Raw genomic sequence first — 20,765 nt, forward strand, 5'->3', positions numbered from 1 at the left:
ATACTATCATAAAACATGATATATGAATATTATTTAATTTATATGGTTCCCATATTTTATTCGTATGGTTTATCTGAATGGAGGATTAAATGGATTTTAAACAATTGACTTATTTCATTACCGTGGTCAACGAGGGGACCATCTCCGCCGCGGCCAAAAAGCTTCACATGACACAGCCGCCTCTCAGTACTCAGCTCCGTCTTCTGGAAGATGAGGTCGGCTGTCTGCTCTTCGAACGCGGCCCCCGCTCCATCCAATTGACCGACGCCGGCCGTATGATGTACAGCCGCGCCTCCACTCTGCTCCATATGTCATCCCTGATGAAGGATGAGCTGCAGGAATACAGACACGGCTCCCACGGTACCCTGCGCCTGGGCATCGTCTCCTCTGTGGGCAGCACGCTTTTTTGTCAATGGTTCCGCGAATTTCATGAAAGCCATCCTGATATCCGATTTGAAATTTCAGAAGCCGACACGTATCAGCTTCTGGAAAAGCTCCGCGGGGGCCTCATTGAACTGGCCATTGTGAGGACGCCTTTTCCTGCAGGTGATTTTCATTGCATCCCTCTCAAGAAAGAGCCCATTCTGGCAGCCGGGCACCGCAGTTTTCTCGAACAGATATCCTCTGACAAGATCACCCTGCAGGAATTATCCCGCCTGCCGCTGATTCTCTACCGCCGGTGGGAGGGCATCCTGGAAGAAGCGTTTCATTCCGCCGACCTGGAGCTGTCCCCCTTCTGTAAAAATGACGATGCCAGAACTACCGCGTTCTGGACTGACGCCGGATTGGGCGTCGGCATCCTGCCTGCTTCCACCATGACCTTGTTCCGCCATGAGGATATCATCTGGAAACAGATCGACGATGAACGCCTCACCTCCAGTATCTCCGTTATCCGGAGCAAAAATGCCTATTTATCAGCCATCGCCCGGATATTTATCGAATACCTGCAGTCTTGGTCCGAGCAGGAATGATACGAAATGCTTTTTAGAATCATTTTTGGTTAATTCCGATTAAGCTCCAGTTAAGCGCCGGCAGAAGTTCCGGACCGTCACGATTTCGGTTCGCTGGCGATGCAGGGGCCGCTTTATCCCCGCTCTGGTAGTACCACTCACATGTCGGCCGGCCCGGAATCATTCTGCCGGTATTCTTTCTGCCGCACCTTTTCGGATGATTTCCGTTCCCTTGATTCCAGAAAAGTATCAGGTATCCACACGGCCCGCGCGCCTAACGGCAGCGGGCCGTGGTTGGCCGCCCCAAAAGCTTTCATAACAAACAAAAATCTATTTAGGTGCGGGAGGAAGAGCAGGAGGAAGGATCTGATTCCATCGTAAGGTGAGAGCCGCAGAGCCGTTAGCAGGATCTTCCCGGCCGCAGGGAGGTAAAAACCGAATTTCATGCAGGTTTTTATTGGAATCTGCCATGGAAAAATATCGATTTATCCATGGCAGTTGGAAAGGACCGACCGGAGGCCGTAAAGATGCTGGTTACGGCTGCCAGCGAGCCGCCTGGATGGAAGCAGATTTCCTCCTGTCTTTCAATCATATATAGAAAGTTTGCTTGAAAGGTATTCGAAGGTATACCCAAGGGCATCCCTTAATATTAAAATCAAAAAAGCGGGTATGCTCACCGCATACCCGCTTATATCTTTCAGCTATTGTCATCCGAGCACGTCCACCGCGCAGTACGGTGTCGTGAAATACATGGAGGAAATACCGATTCCATGCGCTTCATCTATGGCATGGACAATCTTTCCGCCTCCGATATAGATTGCCACATGGTAGATACTTCCGCCGCTGGCGTAGAAAATCAAATCGCCAGGCTCCACACTGTTGATGGAAACCTGATATCCGTCTCCCGCCTGGGACCTGGAGGTCCTGGATATGGATACCCCAAAGTGAGCCATAACTCCCTTTGTGAAACCAGAGCAGTCAGTACCATTTGTCAGGCTGGAGCCGCCCCATACATAGGGATTTCCGATAAACTGCTTCGCATATGCCACCACAGCGCTTCTGGTAGAAGACTGTGCCTCTGCCGCTTCTGCCTTCTTGGCCGCTTCTTCTGCTGCCTGCGCTTCAGCCGCGCGCTGCTTCTCTTCTTCAATCTTGGCCTTCTCTTCTTCTAAAGAAATGGCCTTGTCAAACTTTACATAGACATCTACAAACTGTTCCGACACATATCCTGTGATCGCCTCACCGTTTTCATCATCTCCCAGTGACAGCTTCACAAAACCGTCCGCCTCTTCCAGAACAGTATAAGTCTCACCACTGTAAAGCTTGGTGATCACTTCGCTCTCCGTGTTCGGCTCCGTTCGAACCCTCAGGCCGCCTTCTTCCACATATCCGAACATCTTTCCGATCTGAATCGCCAAAGCTTCCGCTTCATCGCCTGTCACAAAGTAATCTGCCTTGATATAACCGTCCACAGAGCCAGAGTGAATCTTGTACCAGGTTCCGTCTTCCGCCTCTACTGTCTCTTCAATCGTAGCCGCGCTGTTGTTGTAAATCTTTCCTACTATCTCACCTTCTGTGCTGGCGGCATCACGGATATTCACATAGTCCTCGTCATCCCCCACCTTCGAAACGGCCACGTCTGCATAAGGAGAAGGATCTTTGGCGGGAGCTGTCTCGGGCGCTGCCTCTGTGCCAGGCTGATCCGCTGTGTTTGCCGTAATCTCCGCCGGCTGGCTCTGAGATGTATCTGATGTATCCTTTATATTCTGAGAATTTTGTCCTTGATCCGCAGAACCAGCGCCATTACCGGATGTCCCGGTAGCTACGCTCACTTTAGAAGCCACGGTCAGCGCCGCGGCTCCGCCTGCAACCGCTCCTGTCTCTTTGATATCATGTTTCTCTTCCGTTATATTTGAGGAGGCGGCAGCCGTCGTCTTCGGCGTAACCGTCACCAGGCTTGTCGCACCGGGCATCGCATATGCTGTACTGCCTATAGTCATGGCAGCGCACAGGCACCCCGCCGCGATCAACTTCCTTGTTCTGCTCATTAAATTCCTCCAAACCGATTCTTATATTACATATTTTCTTCATTTGTTACGAATTTATTACAACTCATGTAACCGATTATAACAATTTGCGGAGGGCTTGTCAACCTTTTCCACATATTTTATAGCTGCGGCACATATCCATATAAGCTTTCGGCCAGGATTTTTTTTAATGATTCTGTGTAAGGCGGATACGCAATTCCATATTCTGTGACAATTCCCGTTATCAAATCGTTATCTGTGACATCAAAGCTGGGATTATAGGTATTGATTCCCTCCGGCGCCATTCTTTCTTTAAACCACATTTCCGTGATTTCTTCGCCGGGTCTTTCTTCTATTATTATGTCGTCCCCAGTCTTCATCTCCATGTCAATGGTAGAGGTCGGCGCGCACACATAAAAAGGAACCCCATACCTCTTGGCCGCAAGAGCCGCCATGGATGTGCCGATCTTATTGGCCGTATCCCCATTGGCCGCCACCCGGTCACAGCCGACAAAGACTGCATTGACCCAGCCGCTGCGCATTACCGAAGCCGACATATTATCACAGATCAGGATAACCTCAAGGCCCGATTCATGGAGTTCAAAGGCTGTCAGGCGGGCTCCCTGCAAAAGCGGCCTTGTTTCATCGACAAAAATGCGGAATCCATATCCGCGTTCGGCTCCCAGGTACATTGGGGCCGTCGCCGTTCCGTACCTGACGGCAGCCAGCTTTCCCGCATTGCAGTGGGTCAGGAGCCCGTCTCCCGGCTTCACGAGGCTGAGTCCATATTCCCCCATCTGCCTGCACACGGAAACATCCCTGTCGCGAATCTCTTCCGCTTCTTTAAGAAGCGCTTTCTTTATCTCTTTTACCGGCTTATCCTTATTTCTATTACAGACAGCTTCCATCCGCTTCAATGCCCACGAAAGGTTTACCGCCGTCGGCCTGGCCGAATCCAGATAATCCTTTGCCTTTTGAAATTCTTTGTAAAAGGCCCTGTAGTCCTCACTTCCGATTTCCTTTGCCGCCAGATAAATTCCAAAAGCCGCAGCAACACCTATGGCCGGCGCTCCCCGTACCTGCAGCAGATAAATGGCGTTCCAAATTTCCTGCTGTGTCTTCAGTCTCAGGATTTCTGTTTTAAACGGAAGTTTTGTCTGGTCAATAATGACCAGCTCGCCGTTTTCATCGTCCAGCTCCACCGTTTCATACTCCATGATACTGTGTCCTTTGTTCATCCCCTTCTCCTCCTACCCAAACTGTGAAACCGCTTTTTCTATCGCTTCCAGATAATCTTTTCCACATTTAAAAGAAGACCGGTTCTTTACATAGTCTTTCGCCAGCGTAAGTATGATCCGCTCCGCTCTCACTCGTTTTCTCTCATCCGCTATGGCCGTAATATCCTTTACATTGGCCATCCCCACGATGCGCCGGATACTTTCCAGACCAGCCGCCGCCGCTGTATCGGACAGCACTGAATCCAGATAATAATCCAAAAATCCTTCGGTCTTCGCCATGATGTCCGTTACCCTTTCCATAAAAGCTTTTTTAAACTTGATGATAAATTTATCCACGATCTCCTCAATAGTCTGCTTTACCCATCCACAGAATTTCTCCCGTTCCTCTTCGCCCTCAATGACGGCGTCGCCGTTGCACCAGGCAAAAAACAGATTGGCGATAACGTTTCCCACATCATAGCCCATGGGTCCGTAGAAGGCGAACTCCGGGTCAAAAACAAAAAGATGCTCTTGATTGATAAATATGGAACCTGTATGCAGATCGCCATGAATCAGCGCCTGGGCGTGGTTCATGAATTCAAATTTAAGCTTGGCCGCCTCCAGCCGCAGTTCCTTATCTTGGTATATTTCCCTTTCAACAAATTCTGCATTAGGGGGGAAAACATTATTTCTGTGGTTATAGTCCACGTATGGTTCGCCATAGACTAAATTCTCACTGATCTCGCAAAGATCAGGATTGATAAATTCTCTGACTCTTTCCTTTTTGGCTTTATGATCCATCACCACATCCGTGGAATCCAGCAGGGAATTGACAAGAAAATTCGTGATCTGCTCCCCGAACATGGGATATATCTCATGATTCATCAGGCCTGTCCTCATCATTGTATGGCCGTCCATATCCTCCATCAGCATCGCGCACATGACGCTGTCATACAGATAAACCGCCGGCACCATCCCCGGCGCGCTTTGTGCCTGGAGCCGCAGGATCCTGGACTCTATCCTCCCTCTGTCAGTGGAAAGCTTCATTTCTCTGGAAATCCTCGTTTCTTCCCCTGCCTGTTTGACAATAACGGTGGTCCCCGTCCTTGCATCCTTCACCCGGAACACATAATTGAGATTTCCGTCTCCAATCTCCTGGCAGCTCAAGACCGCCCCTTTCTGGAAAGAAGGAAGTTTTTCCTTCACATAGTCGGCTGCATCCTCCACACCCATTAAAAAATAGCTGTCGTACTTCGACATTTCCTTTTCCTCCTTACGTAAGTTCCTTAAGTATCCCATCCCGCACCTCGATGATCCTTTCACTGCATTTCCTCAAAAATTCCAGATTTTCAGAAAAAATAAGGACAGTCACTTCCTGTTCCCGGATATCCTCTAAGAGCAGGCTGAACTTGTAAAAGTTCTGGGTATCATAATGGCTTTCCGGTGAAACAAATATCAGAAGCTTGACCCCATAAAACAGCCACCTCGCCGTCTGGATACGAACGCTCTGCTCTTTTGTCACCCTCCCCTCGGGCAAACGCCTGCAGTCTCCATAAAGCTCCAAAAGGTCTCTTCCGTGAATCGCCTTCAATACATTATCATAGAGAAATTTCGTTACACGTTTCCGAGAACGAAATCCTGCCCGCCTGATGCTGTCCGGCAGCCGCAATACGACATTTTGGAATAAGGAACAATTATAAAAGAGCATATTTCCCCCGTAGGGGATGACACCCGCCGGTAAGTCCGGGATTTTGGACAGCAGAATATCCATAAGCTCCTGTCCATCGAATACGGATGGATTAAAGACCCCCACCGTTTCCCCTGCCAGCAGTGAAAAACTGAGGTCCTTTATCCGGTATCCTCCCGTCAGATGAGAAACAGAGAACAGCAGCTTTCTCCGCAGTCCCTCTTTTTTTTCCAGTTGGGGACCGCCGACCAGCACTGGCAAAGGCTGAGATACGCGAAAAGGCCGTTCCGAGAGCTCCATCACCGTCGTTTTGCTCCTCATGACCGTAACGCGGTCCAAAATATCCGGCTTCAGTTCCTGCTCTGTATTCAGCGCAAGCAAAACGGCAAACTCCCCTCTCTTTGCCAAGTCCCTTACGATTTTTCCCCAGAGTTCCATTTCCTCCCGGGAATAGATCAGCGTGATATTTTCCATGTATATTACCCAGGGATTCTGAACATAGGCCCGCATCAGCTCGACAATATGTTTCTGGGCCGGAGTAAGCCGATCAGGATATCCATGGGGATTCAAGATCTTTTCCATCTCGAACTTCCGGAAGACTGCCTCTGCCTTTGTATACAGATCACTTTTCTCCAGAGGACGGAATAAGGGCTGCCTATGGTCCACCAGATACAGATTTTCCGCCAATGTCAGCGAAGAGATCAGGCTGCTGTCATATCCAATCACATAAATATTCTGACTCAGCAGCTTTTTCACGGTTTTCGTCCCCGCAGCTGTCCCTCCGATATATACAGAACCGGATCTTAAAAGGGCTTTTCCTTTAAAAAGATCATAAAAAGGACTTTTGACCGGTACACCAGGCATCGAAATTCCATGGATCTCCCCCCGGTAAGCGTCCAGATTTATATTGAAATACTCTCCCGCCTCACAGGAAAAGCACAAATTCCGAAGCTCCAGCGCTTCCCTCTGCGTTTTTTTCATAGCCCGTCACCGAGAAACCGCAGAGACTCCTCCGATGGGACTATGGGCAGCTTGATCTGCACCTCTGTCCCAAAATTTTTCAGGCTGTACACAGTCAATCCATAGCGGCTTCCGAACATTAGCTGGATTCTTTGATTGATATTGATAAGGCCGATGGATTTTTCTCCGCTGTCCACCTGGTAATTCTGTATTTCCCCGGTGCTTTCCAAAAGTCTCCGACTGTACTTAATAAGCTCCTCCTCGTCCATTCCTGTTCCATTATCCCTGATAATGAGGATCAAATGGACATCGGTACATCTGGCGGAAAGATAAATACTGTTATTTTCTCTGCTCTTATCAAACCCATGATAGATCGCGTTCTCCACTATGGGCTGAAAAACCAGCTTTGGTATAATATAGGACTTAATGGCTTCGTCATCCAGGCTCTCGTCAATCTCGATGGAAAAAGGGACCTTTAATCTGTATTTCATAATATCCGTATAGTCCTTAAGGTTGTCCAGTTCCTTCTGCACGGTTGAAAAGTTTCCATTCTGACTGATGCTGTACCGCAGCATGGAAGACAGCGCCTCAATCACTGATGTCGTCTGGAGCGCGTTTTCGTCCAATGCAAGCCCTCTGATGGAGTCCAGCGTATTGTAGAGAAAATGGGGGCCGATCTGATTCTGCATTGCCGCCAGCTCCGCCTGCTTTTGAAGCAGGGAATAATTTACCTGCTTCTTGGAATTTTCAACAATGTGTTCCAAAAGCCCTGTCACCAATGCCGATATAGGAAGACGCTTTTTCGTATCCGATTCCATATCGTAATGATGGGTCTCTATAAATCTTTTGACAGCCTTTGCTGCATGAAACAGAGCCAGGATCAGAAAAAAAATGCACAGAGTTTCCAGGATCACCAATACAATTAAGCCCTTCATTTTTCTCCCCTGTCAACGATGGAACTCGCGGTATTCCGACGGAGTGACGCCTACATTTTTCAGGAACTGCCTGCGAAAGCTCTTGATATCTTTATATCCCACCGATATGGCGATCTCTGCGATACTGTCATCGCTTTGAGAAATCTTTTCCTTCGCTTTTTCAATTCTCACCATTGCGATAGCATCTGTGATATTAGTCTTTGTTTCTTTCTTATAAAGAATCCCCAAATACGCGCTGCTGAGATGGACATGGCGGGCAATGCTGTCCAGAGAAATCTTCAGAGGATAATTGTTATAAATATATTTGTTGATCTCCTGTATCATCTGATTTGCCGGCTTCTGCTTGTTATCCAAATAACCGCGGACAACTCTAGAAACCTCCTCCAGAAATTTTTCCTCCAATATTTTCAAGGACGGATAATGCCGAATTCCCTGAATATAGGAGTATTCCTCCGGCGCCTTTATCTCAAAATCGGCGTGGTGCCGCTTCATGCAGCTTATAAAAAACGTGAAAAATTCATAAAACCAGTCTGTGACCTTATGGGGACTTCTTTCAAATCTGGAATAGGCCTCCCGGAAGACTGATATACACGATTCTCTGATTCCGTCCAGATCTAAAATATCAATATAATGGGACAAATTATACTTTTCCGGCTCCAGCCCTATCTTCTCGTCCTCCGGAAGGCCTGCGCTTTCATTGGCCTCCAGTATCCTGTCCGTTCCCAGCATGATCCTTCCAGCCGCCAATGCGGTACAGGCGCTGTAGGCCTGCACAAATCCATCCACAGAAAATGGCAGTTCATACTTGGAGATCGTCACGCAGATTTCTCTTCGGCGCTTCGCCATCAGCGAGACCAGCTCCCGGAACCGCACAAGGCGGGATGCGGCCTTGGAACGGTTTGCCCTGGAATAATTTAAGAGGAAAATAAACTTTTCCAGGTCCGCGTTTTCCAGTACAATCTCCAGATCGCTGCAAATCTCTTCGAATACCCTTCTGAATAATTTTTTGATCTTTTCAAAAGCCGCCTCCGACCTCCTGCAGACGCGTCCCACGTCGTCCAGCTTTAGAATCCCCAGAAGGAAACAGGAATCCGAAAAATGGTACGCGTATTTTTCATTGACCTCCGTAAGAGTGCAGGTGATAAAATCCTGATTCTTATATGCCAGCTTTAAAAGAAAATACTCGCGCGCGCTTTTGCTGGAGGGAACCTCCTCGATCTGGAACAGATGGGACCGGACATCCCGGGCCGCCGTTTCCAGACAATGATTCAGTTCTTCTTTGTTGACCGGCTTCAGCAGATAATCCTTCACACCATATTTGATGGCATTCTGCGCGTACTCAAAACGCTGATAGCCGCTGATCAGGATACAGCGGATATCCGAATATTGCTCTGATAAAAGCCTGGCAAGCTCCAGCCCGTCTTTTCCGTCCTTATCGCCCAATCGAATGTCCGTGATAACAATATTCGGCATCTGGTACTCAATTGCTACCATAGCTTCATCCGCCGACTGGCATGGAGTCAGACAAGTCAGGTTCAGTCTCTCCCATTCAATCAAGGAGCGGATCAGCTTACAAATATAAATCTCATCGTCTACGATCAGTACCTTAAGTTTGATTTTAATGTCCCTCCCATAAATCTGTATATTTCGCATACATCTCATCCCAGAAATCCTTGTCATCGCAGGTTAGATCCTTCATTCCGAACGATCTGCCGGATAACTCTTTCATCTCGTCCTCTGAACCTGCTTCTCCGGCGGCGTAGATCTGCATCAGCGCATTTCCGGCGGCGGTGGCATAACGGATGCCTGAATCCAAAGGAAGCCCTGTGCAGGCTGAGATTGTTTCCCCCAGAAGATCGCACTGGCATCCGCCGTTAAAAAGCCTGATCCTCTCGAATTTTGTCCCCAGCCCGGCCTCCATTTCCTCGGCACAGTTTCGGGCCGCAAGCGCATAGCTGTCGATGAGACAACGGTAAACCTCCTCCGGCCGTCCGGGAACATACTGTCCTGTCTCCCGGCAATAGTCCTGCACTCTGCCCACCATGTCAGAGCTCCTGTGATAAAACATGGGATCATTGGGGTTGACGGCACATTTCGCCGCAGGAAGCCTCCTGGCCATGGCCTCCAGATCATCGAAGGAATACGCATATCCCCTGTCCTGGAAGCCCTTCATACATTGATTCATGATCCAGAAGCCCTGGACATCCCGATAAGTGGTGTATTTTCCAAAGGCACACTTCACCGTTCGGAATCCTCCCTCGAACAGTTTGTCGTTCACCCTGGGATGTTCTGTCTCGACACCCGCCAGCATCATGGTTCCCATGCTGATGAACATCGTTCTTTCATCCAGGCCTGAAACAGCGGGAAGCGCCGCCGGCGTGTCGTGTCCTGTGTCCAGCACCACTTTGATGCTTCCGTCGCCTATGTAATCTCCCACACCCGGAGCCACTTCCCCTATTATACTTCCTGCCGCTTTAAACTCACGGAAAATATCTGTCCTGAGTCCCAATTTATAAAGCAGTTCCGTATTATAGGCCGTCGTTTCCAAATTGGTAAATCCCAGGGTAGAGGCCATCGTATCGTCCATGACCGGACATCCCGAAAGGAAATAAGTAAGGACTCCGGCTGTTCCCAGGAGAAATTTTGTCTTTTCATAAACCGGAGAAAACCTTTTATCTGCCAGAAGCTGGGAGGAACCAAGCCCCAGAAAATATATGCTTCCAGTCCCATAATACAGTTCTTTATGAGACAGGAGGGAAAAAAACTCTTTTTTTATTTGGATCGTTCTTTTGTCCCTGTGCTGGAACATGTTGGATAAAAGCTGGCCGTTCTCCCCGAACAGCCCATAATCTCCGCCCCAGGTCGTCACACCGATGGATTCGACGGCCCCTTTTCCCCTTTCCAGTACAAATTCCTTAAACCTGTACATCACCTGGTTATAAATGTGCATGATATCCGTATACATACATCCCAAAATTGTCACCGGCTCGTAAGAAAACGGCTTTGAACCCGCAATGCGGATCTTATTGCCGTCGTATGCAATATCCACCATCTTTCCATTGCTGGAGCCGCAGTCTACTGCAATAAAATGTTTTTCTGCCGCCATGCCTGGCCTCCTTATAAGAGCGAAAATAGTGAAGAAGTACAAGACTTCTCCACTATTTTCTTTCATATGTGCTGCATTTTTAGTTGTGGATCAAGCCTTACTGATAGGTACCGGCCGCTGTATGGATATCGATCCATTTCTGGAGAGTCTTCTGATCGTCGAGAGTGATGATATCCTTAGGAACCTTCTGAAGCTTATCTGCGGACCGGTCAACACCGCTGCAGAGGTCATATGCAAGCTGTAAGGACATGTCACAGCCGGCTACGATATCTTTGCCAATGGTCATGGTCAGCTTGCCGTCCGCTACGGACTTAACAGCGCCGGCCAGGGCATCCACGGAAATGACCATAGTACCGTCGAGCCTTCCTTCCTGCTCAAGGACCTGAACAACGCCAAGGCTCATCTCATCGTTCGCGCAGATGACGGCGTCGATCTTGTCATATACCTGGCACCAGTTTTCCATGAGGGCAATAGCCTCGTCTCTCTGCCAGTTGGCCGTATTAGTATCTGTCACCTTATAACCGGCGGCTTCCAGTTTTTCTTTACAGTATTTTTCGCGGGCATTCGCGTGCTGGTTTCCAACTTCTCCCTGCATGAACAGGATCGTAGGATTCTCGATCTTCTTTTCATCCAGCCACTTCACCGCGTATTCGCCAAGAAGCTCGCCGTCGTCCTGAGGATCCGACTCCACCTCGTACGCCCAGTCACAGTCAACCGCCAAGTCATTGATAAAGTGGATTCCTTTCGCTTTACACTCCTCTACAATAGGAAGAATCGCTTCGGGATCGTCTGTCTGGCAGATGATCGCGTCAACGTCCTGTGCGATGAAGTTTTCAAGGACCTCAATCTGCTTATTTGTGTCAAACTCGCAGTCCACCTGGAGCACTTCAAGCTTTCCCGCCCAGTTTTCCTTGGCCTGTCTCATGTACTCTGAGGCCTCCATGGACGTGAACGCATCGGAAAGGCCTTTGGCCGCAAAACCAATCTTAAAGGTCTTCCCAGAATCAGCCGCTGTCGTTGTCTCTTTGGATTCCGTCTTTGACTCAGCTGCTTTCGTCGTCTCGGCCGCCTTGGTCGTTTCGGCTGCTTTGGTGGTCCCTGCCGCATCTGTGGCCTTGTCCTTTTTTCCGCCTCCGCAGGCTGCCAGAGACAATACCATGACTGCTGCTAACACCAGTGACAAAAATTTCTTCATACCATTTCCTCCTTTAGGAATTTTTTTATATAAGCGGACAGAAACATGAGTCCTGCCGCATATATCCCTCTTCCGTTAAGCTGTAACCTTGGAATTCTTTCCCCGCATATCGATGATAACGGCCACCACGATTAAAACGCCTTTTAAAATCTGATGATAATAAGACTGCACGGACAAGAGATTGAAGATATTATTGATCATACCCACGATCAAAATACCGACCAGGGTGCCAAACATCGTGCCCTCGCCTCCGGTGAAGCTTGTGCCTCCAAGCACCGCGCCGGTGATCGCGTCAAACTCGTAACCCTCTCCTGCTGTAGGCTGTCCTGTGTTCAGACGGCACATCAGAAGGATTCCGGCCAGGCCTCCCATCGCTCCCTGAACGATATAAGAAATCATACGAATCTTATTCACATTGATGCCGGAGGCCACCGCCGCCTCTTCATTGCCTCCGATGGCGTAGATATACCGGCCATACATGGTCTTCTTTAAAAGGATCGTGAAAATCACGAACAAAATCAGCATGATCAACACGGGAATGGGAATCCCGAGGACGGAGCCTTTGCCCAAAACCGCGATATCGCCGATCTGGTAGATCACGTTCCCGCCTGTGTACAAGAGAGCGGCGCCGCGGATCGAGGTCATCATTGCCAGAGTCGCCATGAAAGCCGGGACCTTAAATTTCGTGATGATGATCCCGTTCACAAATCCGATGATAATGCCCAGAAGAATAGAATAGGCGACTGCCATAAGTCCCGCCAGGACCGGATTCACTCCCATTTTTGTTGTCATATCCACATATGCGACGATACCGGCGACACCGGTAAAGGCCGCTACGGACCCGGGGGAGAGGTCGGTCACGCCGGAAATGATCAGCATGGTGATGGGAAATGCGATGATCGCGTAAATTGCCGTCTGACGCAGAATATTCACCAGATTGCTGACCTTTAAGAAGGCCGGACTCGCAAAGGAGCTGATAGCGAAAATCGCGATAAACAGAATATAGATCATATATTTTTTAAATATTGTTTGAATAATATGCGTTTTTTTATTAGCCCTCATATCGACTGTCTTGTTCATCTTATCCTCCTACCTCGCATTTGCCTTCCTCAGTTCCTCCACATTGGCAGATGCAAATTCCATGATATATTCCTGGTTGATTTCCTCTCCGCTCACCTCTCCGGACAGATAGTGCTCACGCATAACGATCACTCTGTCACACATGCCGATGACTTCCGGAAGCTCTGATGAGATCATGATGATCGCCATCCCCTTGGAGGCCAGCTCCGTCATGATCTTGTAGATCTCATATTTTGCCCCGACATCGATGCCCCTGGTCGGTTCATCCAAAATAAATACCTTAGGGTTTGCCAGAATCCATTTTGCCAGCACGACCTTCTGCTGGTTGCCGCCGGACAGCGCGCTGGCCCTTGTATGCATACTGGGCGCCTTTACACCCAGCTCATCGAATACCTCCCTCTCCTTTTCCCGTTCCTTTTTATCGCTTAAAAGGAATCCGCTTTTTCCAAGGAACTGCTTTAAATTGGGAAGCCCGATGTTTTCGCCGATGGTCGCCTTAAGTACCAGCCCGTACCGCTTCCTGTCCTCAGTGGCCATCATGATGCCGTGTTTCATCGCGTCGGAGGTGTTCTTTATGGCTATTTTTTTACCTTCCAGATAGACCTCTCCGGAATGAATGGGGTCCAGACCGAAAAGCGCTCTTGCGATTTCCGTTCTCCCCGCGCCCATCAGGCCCGCCAAGCCCAGAATTTCTCCGGCGTGAAGCTTAAAGCTTATATTTTCAAACCGTTTATGTCCGGTGAGGTTCTTCACCTCGAGAACCACCTTGTCCGTCACCTTGTGTTTCTTTTCGGGATAAATATTGTTCAGCTCACGTCCGACCATCATCTTGATGATATCGCCCCGGGTAACATCTTTAACATCCTTTGTGTCTATGTATTGGCCGTCGCGCAGGATCGTCACCTTATCTCCGATCTCAAACATTTCCTCCAGGCGATGGGATATATAAATAATGCCTACGCCTTCCGATTTCAGCCTCTTAATACATTGAAAGAGTACTTTTACCTCCGCGTCGGTGATGGCCGAGGTCGGCTCATCCATGATGATGATCCTGGCGTTCTGAGACACAGATTTCGCGATCTCGATCATTTGCATCTGGGATACCGTCAGATTCCGCACCAGCATATGCGGATCATAAGTAAGCCCCTGGGCTTCCAAGATCGCCTTCGCTTCTTTGTAAATCCTCCTGTCGTCGATCAGCATGTTTCCCCTGCCCAAAGGTTCTCGTCCCAGAAACAGATTTTCCGCGATCGTCATAGTAGGAACCTGATTCAGTTCCTGATGGATCGTTGCAATCCCATACTTCAGAGCGTCATGCGGATCCTTCAGGCTTACCTTTTCGCCCTCTATGACAATTTCGCCTTCATAGTCTGTATGAAGTCCGCAAAGAATTTTTATCAAGGTTGATTTTCCCGCGCCGTTTTCACCTACCAGAATATGGACTTCTCCTTTTTCCACTTTCAGATTGACATGATCCAGCGCCCGGACGCCTGGAAAAGATTTAGAAATGTTTTTCATTTCCAACAACGCTGTCCGTTCCATCATTTTGCCTCCCTCCAACCATTTTCTGGTCATTTCTTATGTATAACTCAACCATATTTTTTCGAAAATTTAAAGAGTTTTTGGTCATATTCACTCAACAGCACCCCCAGTATATTGGAATCACACCCTCTCGCATGAGAACAAAACGGGCACGCCCGCCTCAAATTCCCCTTCCACTCGATCTTTATAATAAAATAAAAAAACCGCCGGCTTAAAATCGCCAGCGGCTTTATCTCCATTCCATTATTCTATGATTTTAGTCTTGCCACGACTGCGTCCGCAGTCTTTTCTACCAGTTTCTCCATCCATGCGCAGTCAGGATCAAAAGCGTCCAATGAAACCGCCGGTTCCTGGTTGCCGGTCTTTTCAGGAGCGTTCACCAGTCTTCTGGGATTTATCACAAGATCGTGGGTATCCGCCAAAAGCTTGATCTGTTCCATGGAAATAGGACGGTAGTCTGCCTTTACGACAAATTTATGAAGCAGGGCCATCTTTGCATAGGCCTCGGCATCCTCAAGTATGTACCAGGCCTCAATGGGATTCTTCCCCCAGGAAATAGGACCATGGTTTGCAAGCATGACCACGTTGAAATCCTTGCAATAGGGTGCGACAGAAGCCGCCAGATCCTCAGAGCCGGGATTCTGATAAGGAGCAACGGGAATCCTGCCGGAAATAGCAGCCGTAGCCGGCGTAAGGGACATGTCCAGTTCCATTCCCAGGTTTGCGAACAGGTTCAGGAAGGTCGGATGGGCGTGCGCCGTGGACATCACCTCATTGTTCTCTTTATAGATTCTAAGGTGCATCGGCAGCTCCGAGGTCGCCTTCCAGGTACCCTCCAGGATGTTGCCGTCAAAGTCCACCTTTAAAAGCATATCCGGCTTCAAGTCGCCTTTGCTCACGCCCGTCGGCGTCGCAATGACTGTATTGTCACCCACTCTGATCGTAATATTGCCGTCATTGGCCGATACAAAACCTCTCTGATACATTTTCTGACCAATGCTGCAGATCATCTCTTTTGCTTCCTGTTCGGAAATATAATTCATAGTTCACACTCCTTTTCTGTATAAAATGCCGTCCCAAAACCGCCATCTGTAATCACCATAATTGTAATATGGCGCCTATACTTCCACAAGGCGGCGGCCCCAACAGAAAAGGGGTGTGAATCTAACAAAAGCAGGGCTACAGGCTTACTTCCACCTTATCCAAATGCCAGATATCATCAATATACTGGCGGACTGTCCTGTCAGAACTGAATTTTCCGGAATTTGCGACATTCAAGATGGCGGCTTTCGCCCACCATGCTTCGTCCCGGTATGCCTTATCTACCTGCCACTGCGCCTCATCATAGGCGCGGAAGTCCTTCAGATTAAAGTAGGTATCGGCTTTATCGGTGCTTTGGGTGTTGAGCAGGGAATTGTAGATATCCCGGAAAAGCTCGGGGTTCTCCGGTGCATAGGAGCCGTTGATCAGCTGCATCAGCACGCGCCGGATATCCTGGTCGTTATTGAAAATGTCCATAGGATTGTAACCCCCATTTGTCTCATAAGCGATAACCTCATCGGCAGACATGCCGAAAATAAAGGCGTTTTCCCTTCCGGCCTCTTCCACGATCTCCACATTGGCTCCGTCCATGGTGCCTATGGTCAGCGCGCCGTTCAACATCAGCTTCATGTTGCTCGTGCCGGAGCCCTCGCGGCTGGCCGTGGAAATTTGCTCGCTGAGATCGGCTGCCGCATAGATCCATTCTGCATTGGATACCCGATAGTCTTCTATGAACACCACCTTGATCTTCCCTTTGATGGATGGATCATTGTTGATGACATCGGCAACAGAATTGATCAGTTTGATCGTCAGCTTTGCGATCCTGTAGCCGGCCGCCGCCTTCGCACCAAAAATATAGGTTCTGGGCACCATATCCAGATCCGGGTCATCCTTCAGCATATTGTAAAGATACATAATATGCAGAATATTCAACAGCTGTCTTTTGTACTCATGGAGACGTTTTACCTGCACATCAAAAAGAGAGCGGGGATCCACGTCAATCCCATTGTTTTCCTTAATATACCGGACAAGGCGCAGTTTATTCTGATACTTGATATTTCTGAACTCCTGCTGGCATTTCTCATCGCCGGCATAAAGGGCCAGTTTTTTGATATGAGACAGATCAGTGATCCACTCATCACCGATTTTGCCGGTCACCCAGTCCGCAAGAAGTTCATTTCCGTGGAGCAGAAAACGCCTCTGGGTGATTCCGTTTGTCTTATTATTGAATTTCCAGGGCGTCATGCCGTAAAAATCCTTCAATACCCGTTTCTTGAGGATTTCCGTGTGGAGCGCCGCGACGCCGTTGACAGAAAAGCTTCCCACGACCGCCAGGTTTGCCATTCTCACCTGCCCGTCATAAATGATGGACATGCTCCTCACCTTATCCTCAGCGCCAGGATAGGTGCGGCGGACCTCTTCCACAAAACGTCTGTTGATCTCCTCCACGATCTGATAGATTCTGGGAAGCAGACGGGAAAACAGCTCAATGGGCCATTTTTCCAGCGCCTCTGCCATGACGGTGTGATTCGTATAAGCACAGCATTTCGTCACCACAGCCCAGGCATCATCCCAGGAGAATTCCTCCTCATCGATCAGAATACGCATGAGCTCCGGAATCGCCACGGTCGGATGGGTATCGTTGAGCTGGAACACCACCTTTTCCGGCAGCTTATGCAGATCAGAATGTTTTGCCTTATATTTGCCGACTGCCCTCTGAATGCTGGCGGATATAAAGAAATACTGCTGTTTTAAGCGAAGCTCCTTGCCGGCGTAGTGGTTGTCATTGGGATAAAGCACCTCCACAATGGTCTTGGCCAGATTCTCTTGTTCTACGGCATTGTGGTATTCTCCCTTATCGAAGGCATCCAGATTAAACGTATTGACCGGCTCCGCATCCCACACCATCAGCGTATTTACGACATTGTTGCCGTAGCCCACCACAGGCAGATCATACGGCACGGCGCGGACAGACTGATAATTTTCCTGGATAAAATGATTCCTGCCATTTCCGTCGCATTCAACCCGTACGTTTCCGCCGAATTTAATAAGGGCAGCATATTCCTCTCTGCGTACTTCAAAAGGATTCCCGTCCTTCAGCCAATTATCGGGAACCTCGACCTGATAGCCGTTTTCTATTTTCTGCTTGAACAATCCGTACTTATAGCGGATTCCGCAGCCATAGGCCGGATATCCCATGGTAGCCAGAGAATCTAAGAAACAGGCGGCAAGGCGTCCCAGGCCTCCGTTTCCGAGGGCATAATCCGACTCCTGGTCCTCGATCACATTGAGATCAAACCCCAATTCGTCCAGGACCTCACGGATTTCTTTTTCAGCGCGGATATTGATGATATTGTTGCCGAGAGCGCGGCCCATCAGAAATTCCATGGACAGATAATACAGAGTCTTCGCGTCCTGCTTTTCGTACTCTCTGTGTGTCGCGATCCATTCATCGATGATCACGTCCTTTACCGCATAGGCCACAGCCTGAAAGACCTGTTTGGGCGAGGCCTCCTCGATGGTCCTGCGATAAAGCTTTTTCACATTGCCGGTCACTTCTTGTTTGAACTGTTTTTTGTTGAACTGATAACCAGACATGATTACCTCCTTCTGTTTTGGTTATGATTTTCCAAAAAACATAAAACAGTAGTGTTTTATGTCTCAAATAAATTACAGACGGCGATATTTGAGACACGGCATGTTGATTCATTCTACCACGGAACAAAAAAAGAAACAAGGATACATCTTGTACATCATACCAAAGACTTTTCTTAAAATAAAAAAGCGGTACAGCTTCTTGCTGTACCGCTCAGGTTATCATTTACAGAACTGACACTGCACAATACACTCTGCCGGTGTTCAGGCCGGAGATTCCGATACCGTGCTGCTCATCGATTGCGTGGATAATCTGGCCTCCGCCGATATACATAGCCACATGATAAATGCTTCCGCCGTTTGCGTAGAAGATCAAATCGCCGGGCTGCAAATCGCCAACGGAAATCTGTCTTCCTGCGCCTGCCTGAGAACGGGACGTTCTGGGAAGGCTGATACCAAAGTGAGCGTACACTCCTCTGGTAAAACCAGAGCAATCCGTACCGCCTGTCAGACTGTTTCCTCCATATACATAAGGGTTGCCGACAAACTGCTTCGCATATGCAACGACTGCACTTCTGGTAGCATTGGAAACCGCCTCCGTGGGAGCTTCTTTCTCGGGAGCTTTTGTCTCCTTCTTAGTCGTCTCTTCCTCGGTCTTCTTCTCTGTTTCCGTTGCTTTCTGGGTATCCTTCTTTTCGGTTTCCCTTTCTGTCTGTGCCTCGGTCTCTGCTTTTTCAAGCGCTTCCTCTGCTTTTCTGGCTTCTTCCGCCAGTCTGGCTTCTTCTTCCAGCTTTGCTTTTTCTTCTTCCAGGGAAATCGCTTTATCAAACTTCACATATGTATTTACATACTGTTTCGCCACATAACCGGTGATATAATTTCCATCGTCATCCTGCCCAAGGGAAAGCTTTACGAAATCCCCTTCCTGATCAACAACGGTATATGTATCGCCCTGCCACAGGGTATCGATCACCTCACTGTCGGTATTCGCCTCCGAACGGAGCCTCAGGCCGCCTTCGGATACTTCACAGAAGCTCTTGCCAATCTTCATGGCCACCTGCTCAGCTTCATCTCCAGTCACAAAGTAATCTGCTTTTATGTATCCTTCCACACTGCCGGACTGAATCTTATACCAGGTACCGTCCTCCCGTTCTACCGTCTCTTCAATGGTAGCGGCGCAGTTGTTATAAATCTTTCCTACAATCTCCGCATCGGTATTGGCATCGGACCTGATATTTACATATCCCTCATCGGTGCCCACCTGAGATACTGCAATATTTGCATAAGGAGAAACTTCCTTCGGCTGAGCTTCCGTCTCAGGAGCCTCAGTCTCAGCTGCCGCTGTCTGCGGAACTGTCGGAGCGGATGCCGCTTCAACAGGATTTTTCAGATAATCCTTAAGCTCTACCTCCGGATTTGCCGTTCCCGCATAAAAATTATTCATTGCTACGGAAATGCCTGCCACTGCAGAATCAATTTCTACTTTATTCGCAGCATTGATGGAAGACGTCCCCGCTATCAACACGGATGCGCACATACAACCGATTGTGACCACAATCCTGTTTTTTCTCATATACTTAACCTCCAGTGTTTTTCAACTGTCCCATTTGTTACAAATTTGTTACAACTGTAATCATTATAGCTTTTATGCTTGTCCATGTCAACCATATTCCGGAAAAGATATTGCCAAATCTTTCCTGTCCGCCGGCATTTCCAGCATTTTTGTAACATCTTCGTTATATTTTTGTGAAGTTTATAATATACCCCACATGACATAGATTATACCAATTATTATATACTATGTCAATAATTTTGTAATAATTTCTCAGCATATGATATATTTCCCCTTGAAATTTTCTATTATGACATTTTTCGGTATCACAAATTAAAAAAAGACTTTCCTGTTACATTCGTTACATAAATTTAAAGGATTCTTTGATTCTGACTAAAAGAATGGCCAAACCGCTTTGGACGTGATAAAATGCGGAATAAGAGGGGATCGATATGAGAGATGCAGAAAAAACGATCGGGAATCTGATCGACAAACAGAGTGTAGCATATATAAGCTCCATAGATGATGATGGATTTCCAAATACAAAAGCCATGCTCCCGCCCAGGAAACGGGAAAACATAAAGACCTTTTATTTTACTACCAATACTTCATCCATGCGTGCGGCACAATTTCGAAAAAATCCAAAAGCGTGTATTTATTTCTGTGACAAACGATTTTTCAGAGGAGTCATGCTGATCGGAAACATGGAAGTCCTGGAGGACAGCAGGAGTAAGGAAATGATATGGAGAGAAGGAGACACGATGTATTATCCAAAGGGCGTTACAGATCCGGATTACTGTGTTCTCCGGTTCACCGCTTCCAAAGGACGCTATTACAGTCATTTCAAATCAGAAACTTTCTCCATTGAGGAATAACAT

At 48.2% G+C, this 20,765-nt stretch carries 15 protein-coding genes; 2 read left to right on the forward strand and 13 right to left on the reverse strand.

What is annotated here, in order from left to right:
• Nucleotides 1–89 precede the first annotated feature (89 nt).
• The gene (locus H9Q78_RS05990; protein WP_249304261.1) at nt 90–971 is read left to right on the forward strand and encodes a LysR family transcriptional regulator; all 882 of its coding nucleotides are present in this window, start codon (nt 90–92) and stop codon (nt 969–971) included.
• 686 nt (nt 972–1,657) lie between these two features.
• On the opposite strand, the gene H9Q78_RS05995 is transcribed toward H9Q78_RS05990, so the two are convergent.
• From H9Q78_RS05995 to H9Q78_RS06055, 13 genes are all read right to left on the reverse strand, one after another.
• Nucleotides 1,658–2,998 (reverse strand): C40 family peptidase, encoded by a 1,341-nt coding sequence (locus H9Q78_RS05995; protein ID WP_249304263.1) that lies wholly within the window; start codon nt 2,996–2,998, stop codon nt 1,658–1,660.
• A gap of 119 nt (nt 2,999–3,117) precedes the next feature.
• Complete coding sequence (gene mtnA, locus H9Q78_RS06000; protein ID WP_249304265.1) at nt 3,118–4,215, reverse strand: S-methyl-5-thioribose-1-phosphate isomerase; 1,098 nt, start codon at nt 4,213–4,215, stop codon at nt 3,118–3,120.
• A 12-nt stretch (nt 4,216–4,227) separates the two neighbouring features.
• On the reverse strand, nt 4,228–5,454 hold the full coding sequence (mtnK, locus tag H9Q78_RS06005) for an S-methyl-5-thioribose kinase (protein ID WP_249304267.1): 1,227 nt from the start codon (nt 5,452–5,454) through the stop codon (nt 4,228–4,230).
• A gap of 13 nt (nt 5,455–5,467) precedes the next feature.
• Nucleotides 5,468–6,862: a sugar ABC transporter ATP-binding protein gene (locus tag H9Q78_RS06010; RefSeq protein ID WP_249304268.1), complete on the reverse strand. Its 1,395-nt coding sequence runs from the start codon at nt 6,860–6,862 to the stop codon at nt 5,468–5,470.
• Nucleotides 6,859–7,776: a sensor histidine kinase gene (locus tag H9Q78_RS06015; protein WP_249304270.1), complete on the reverse strand. Its 918-nt coding sequence runs from the start codon at nt 7,774–7,776 to the stop codon at nt 6,859–6,861. Before H9Q78_RS06015 ends, H9Q78_RS06010 begins: the two co-directional genes overlap by 4 nt.
• A gap of 12 nt (nt 7,777–7,788) precedes the next feature.
• Nucleotides 7,789–9,429, reverse strand: a complete 1,641-nt coding sequence (locus tag H9Q78_RS06020; protein WP_249304271.1) for a response regulator transcription factor — start codon at nt 9,427–9,429, stop codon at nt 7,789–7,791.
• Nucleotides 9,395–10,882, reverse strand: coding sequence for a rhamnulokinase (locus tag H9Q78_RS06025; protein WP_249304272.1), 1,488 nt, complete (start codon nt 10,880–10,882; stop codon nt 9,395–9,397). Before H9Q78_RS06025 ends, H9Q78_RS06020 begins: the two co-directional genes overlap by 35 nt.
• A gap of 97 nt (nt 10,883–10,979) precedes the next feature.
• A complete protein-coding gene (locus H9Q78_RS06030; RefSeq protein ID WP_249304273.1) occupies nt 10,980–12,077 on the reverse strand; it encodes a sugar ABC transporter substrate-binding protein in 1,098 nt (365 codons plus the stop codon).
• Nucleotides 12,078–12,152: 75 nt separating this feature from the next.
• The gene (locus H9Q78_RS06035) at nt 12,153–13,157 is read right to left on the reverse strand and encodes an ABC transporter permease (protein ID WP_249304275.1); all 1,005 of its coding nucleotides are present in this window, start codon (nt 13,155–13,157) and stop codon (nt 12,153–12,155) included.
• Between the two features lie 9 nt (nt 13,158–13,166).
• On the reverse strand, nt 13,167–14,702 hold the full coding sequence (locus tag H9Q78_RS06040) for a sugar ABC transporter ATP-binding protein (RefSeq protein ID WP_249304276.1): 1,536 nt from the start codon (nt 14,700–14,702) through the stop codon (nt 13,167–13,169).
• A 245-nt stretch (nt 14,703–14,947) separates the two neighbouring features.
• Nucleotides 14,948–15,742: a class II aldolase/adducin family protein gene (locus tag H9Q78_RS06045; protein ID WP_249304277.1), complete on the reverse strand. Its 795-nt coding sequence runs from the start codon at nt 15,740–15,742 to the stop codon at nt 14,948–14,950.
• Between the two features lie 136 nt (nt 15,743–15,878).
• Nucleotides 15,879–18,338, reverse strand: coding sequence for a glycogen/starch/alpha-glucan phosphorylase (locus tag H9Q78_RS06050; protein ID WP_249304279.1), 2,460 nt, complete (start codon nt 18,336–18,338; stop codon nt 15,879–15,881).
• A gap of 223 nt (nt 18,339–18,561) precedes the next feature.
• Nucleotides 18,562–19,908, reverse strand: coding sequence for a C40 family peptidase (locus tag H9Q78_RS06055; protein WP_249304281.1), 1,347 nt, complete (start codon nt 19,906–19,908; stop codon nt 18,562–18,564).
• Between the two features lie 431 nt (nt 19,909–20,339).
• Here H9Q78_RS06055 and H9Q78_RS06060 point away from each other — a divergent pair, with 431 nt between their 5' ends.
• Complete coding sequence (locus H9Q78_RS06060; protein ID WP_249304284.1) at nt 20,340–20,762, forward strand: pyridoxamine 5'-phosphate oxidase family protein; 423 nt, start codon at nt 20,340–20,342, stop codon at nt 20,760–20,762.
• Nucleotides 20,763–20,765 lie beyond the last annotated feature (3 nt).

The sequence above is a fragment of the Qiania dongpingensis genome (assembly GCF_014337195.1).
Classification (GTDB): Bacteria; Bacillota; Clostridia; order Lachnospirales; family Lachnospiraceae; genus Lientehia; species Lientehia dongpingensis.

Coding starts and splice junctions, on each gene's coding strand:
- H9Q78_RS05990 (WP_249304261.1), top strand. CDS start 90: ATGGATTTTAAACAATTGACTTATTTCATTACCGTGGTCAACGAGGGG.
- H9Q78_RS05995 (WP_249304263.1), bottom strand. CDS start 2,998: ATGAGCAGAACAAGGAAGTTGATCGCGGCGGGGTGCCTGTGCGCTGCC.
- mtnA (WP_249304265.1), bottom strand. CDS start 4,215: ATGAACAAAGGACACAGTATCATGGAGTATGAAACGGTGGAGCTGGAC.
- mtnK (WP_249304267.1), bottom strand. CDS start 5,454: ATGTCGAAGTACGACAGCTATTTTTTAATGGGTGTGGAGGATGCAGCC.
- H9Q78_RS06010 (WP_249304268.1), bottom strand. CDS start 6,862: ATGAAAAAAACGCAGAGGGAAGCGCTGGAGCTTCGGAATTTGTGCTTT.
- H9Q78_RS06015 (WP_249304270.1), bottom strand. CDS start 7,776: ATGAAGGGCTTAATTGTATTGGTGATCCTGGAAACTCTGTGCATTTTT.
- H9Q78_RS06020 (WP_249304271.1), bottom strand. CDS start 9,429: ATGCGAAATATACAGATTTATGGGAGGGACATTAAAATCAAACTTAAG.
- H9Q78_RS06025 (WP_249304272.1), bottom strand. CDS start 10,882: ATGGCGGCAGAAAAACATTTTATTGCAGTAGACTGCGGCTCCAGCAAT.
- H9Q78_RS06030 (WP_249304273.1), bottom strand. CDS start 12,077: ATGAAGAAATTTTTGTCACTGGTGTTAGCAGCAGTCATGGTATTGTCT.
- H9Q78_RS06035 (WP_249304275.1), bottom strand. CDS start 13,157: ATGAACAAGACAGTCGATATGAGGGCTAATAAAAAAACGCATATTATT.
- H9Q78_RS06040 (WP_249304276.1), bottom strand. CDS start 14,702: ATGATGGAACGGACAGCGTTGTTGGAAATGAAAAACATTTCTAAATCT.
- H9Q78_RS06045 (WP_249304277.1), bottom strand. CDS start 15,742: ATGAATTATATTTCCGAACAGGAAGCAAAAGAGATGATCTGCAGCATT.
- H9Q78_RS06050 (WP_249304279.1), bottom strand. CDS start 18,338: ATGTCTGGTTATCAGTTCAACAAAAAACAGTTCAAACAAGAAGTGACC.
- H9Q78_RS06055 (WP_249304281.1), bottom strand. CDS start 19,908: ATGAGAAAAAACAGGATTGTGGTCACAATCGGTTGTATGTGCGCATCC.
- H9Q78_RS06060 (WP_249304284.1), top strand. CDS start 20,340: ATGAGAGATGCAGAAAAAACGATCGGGAATCTGATCGACAAACAGAGT.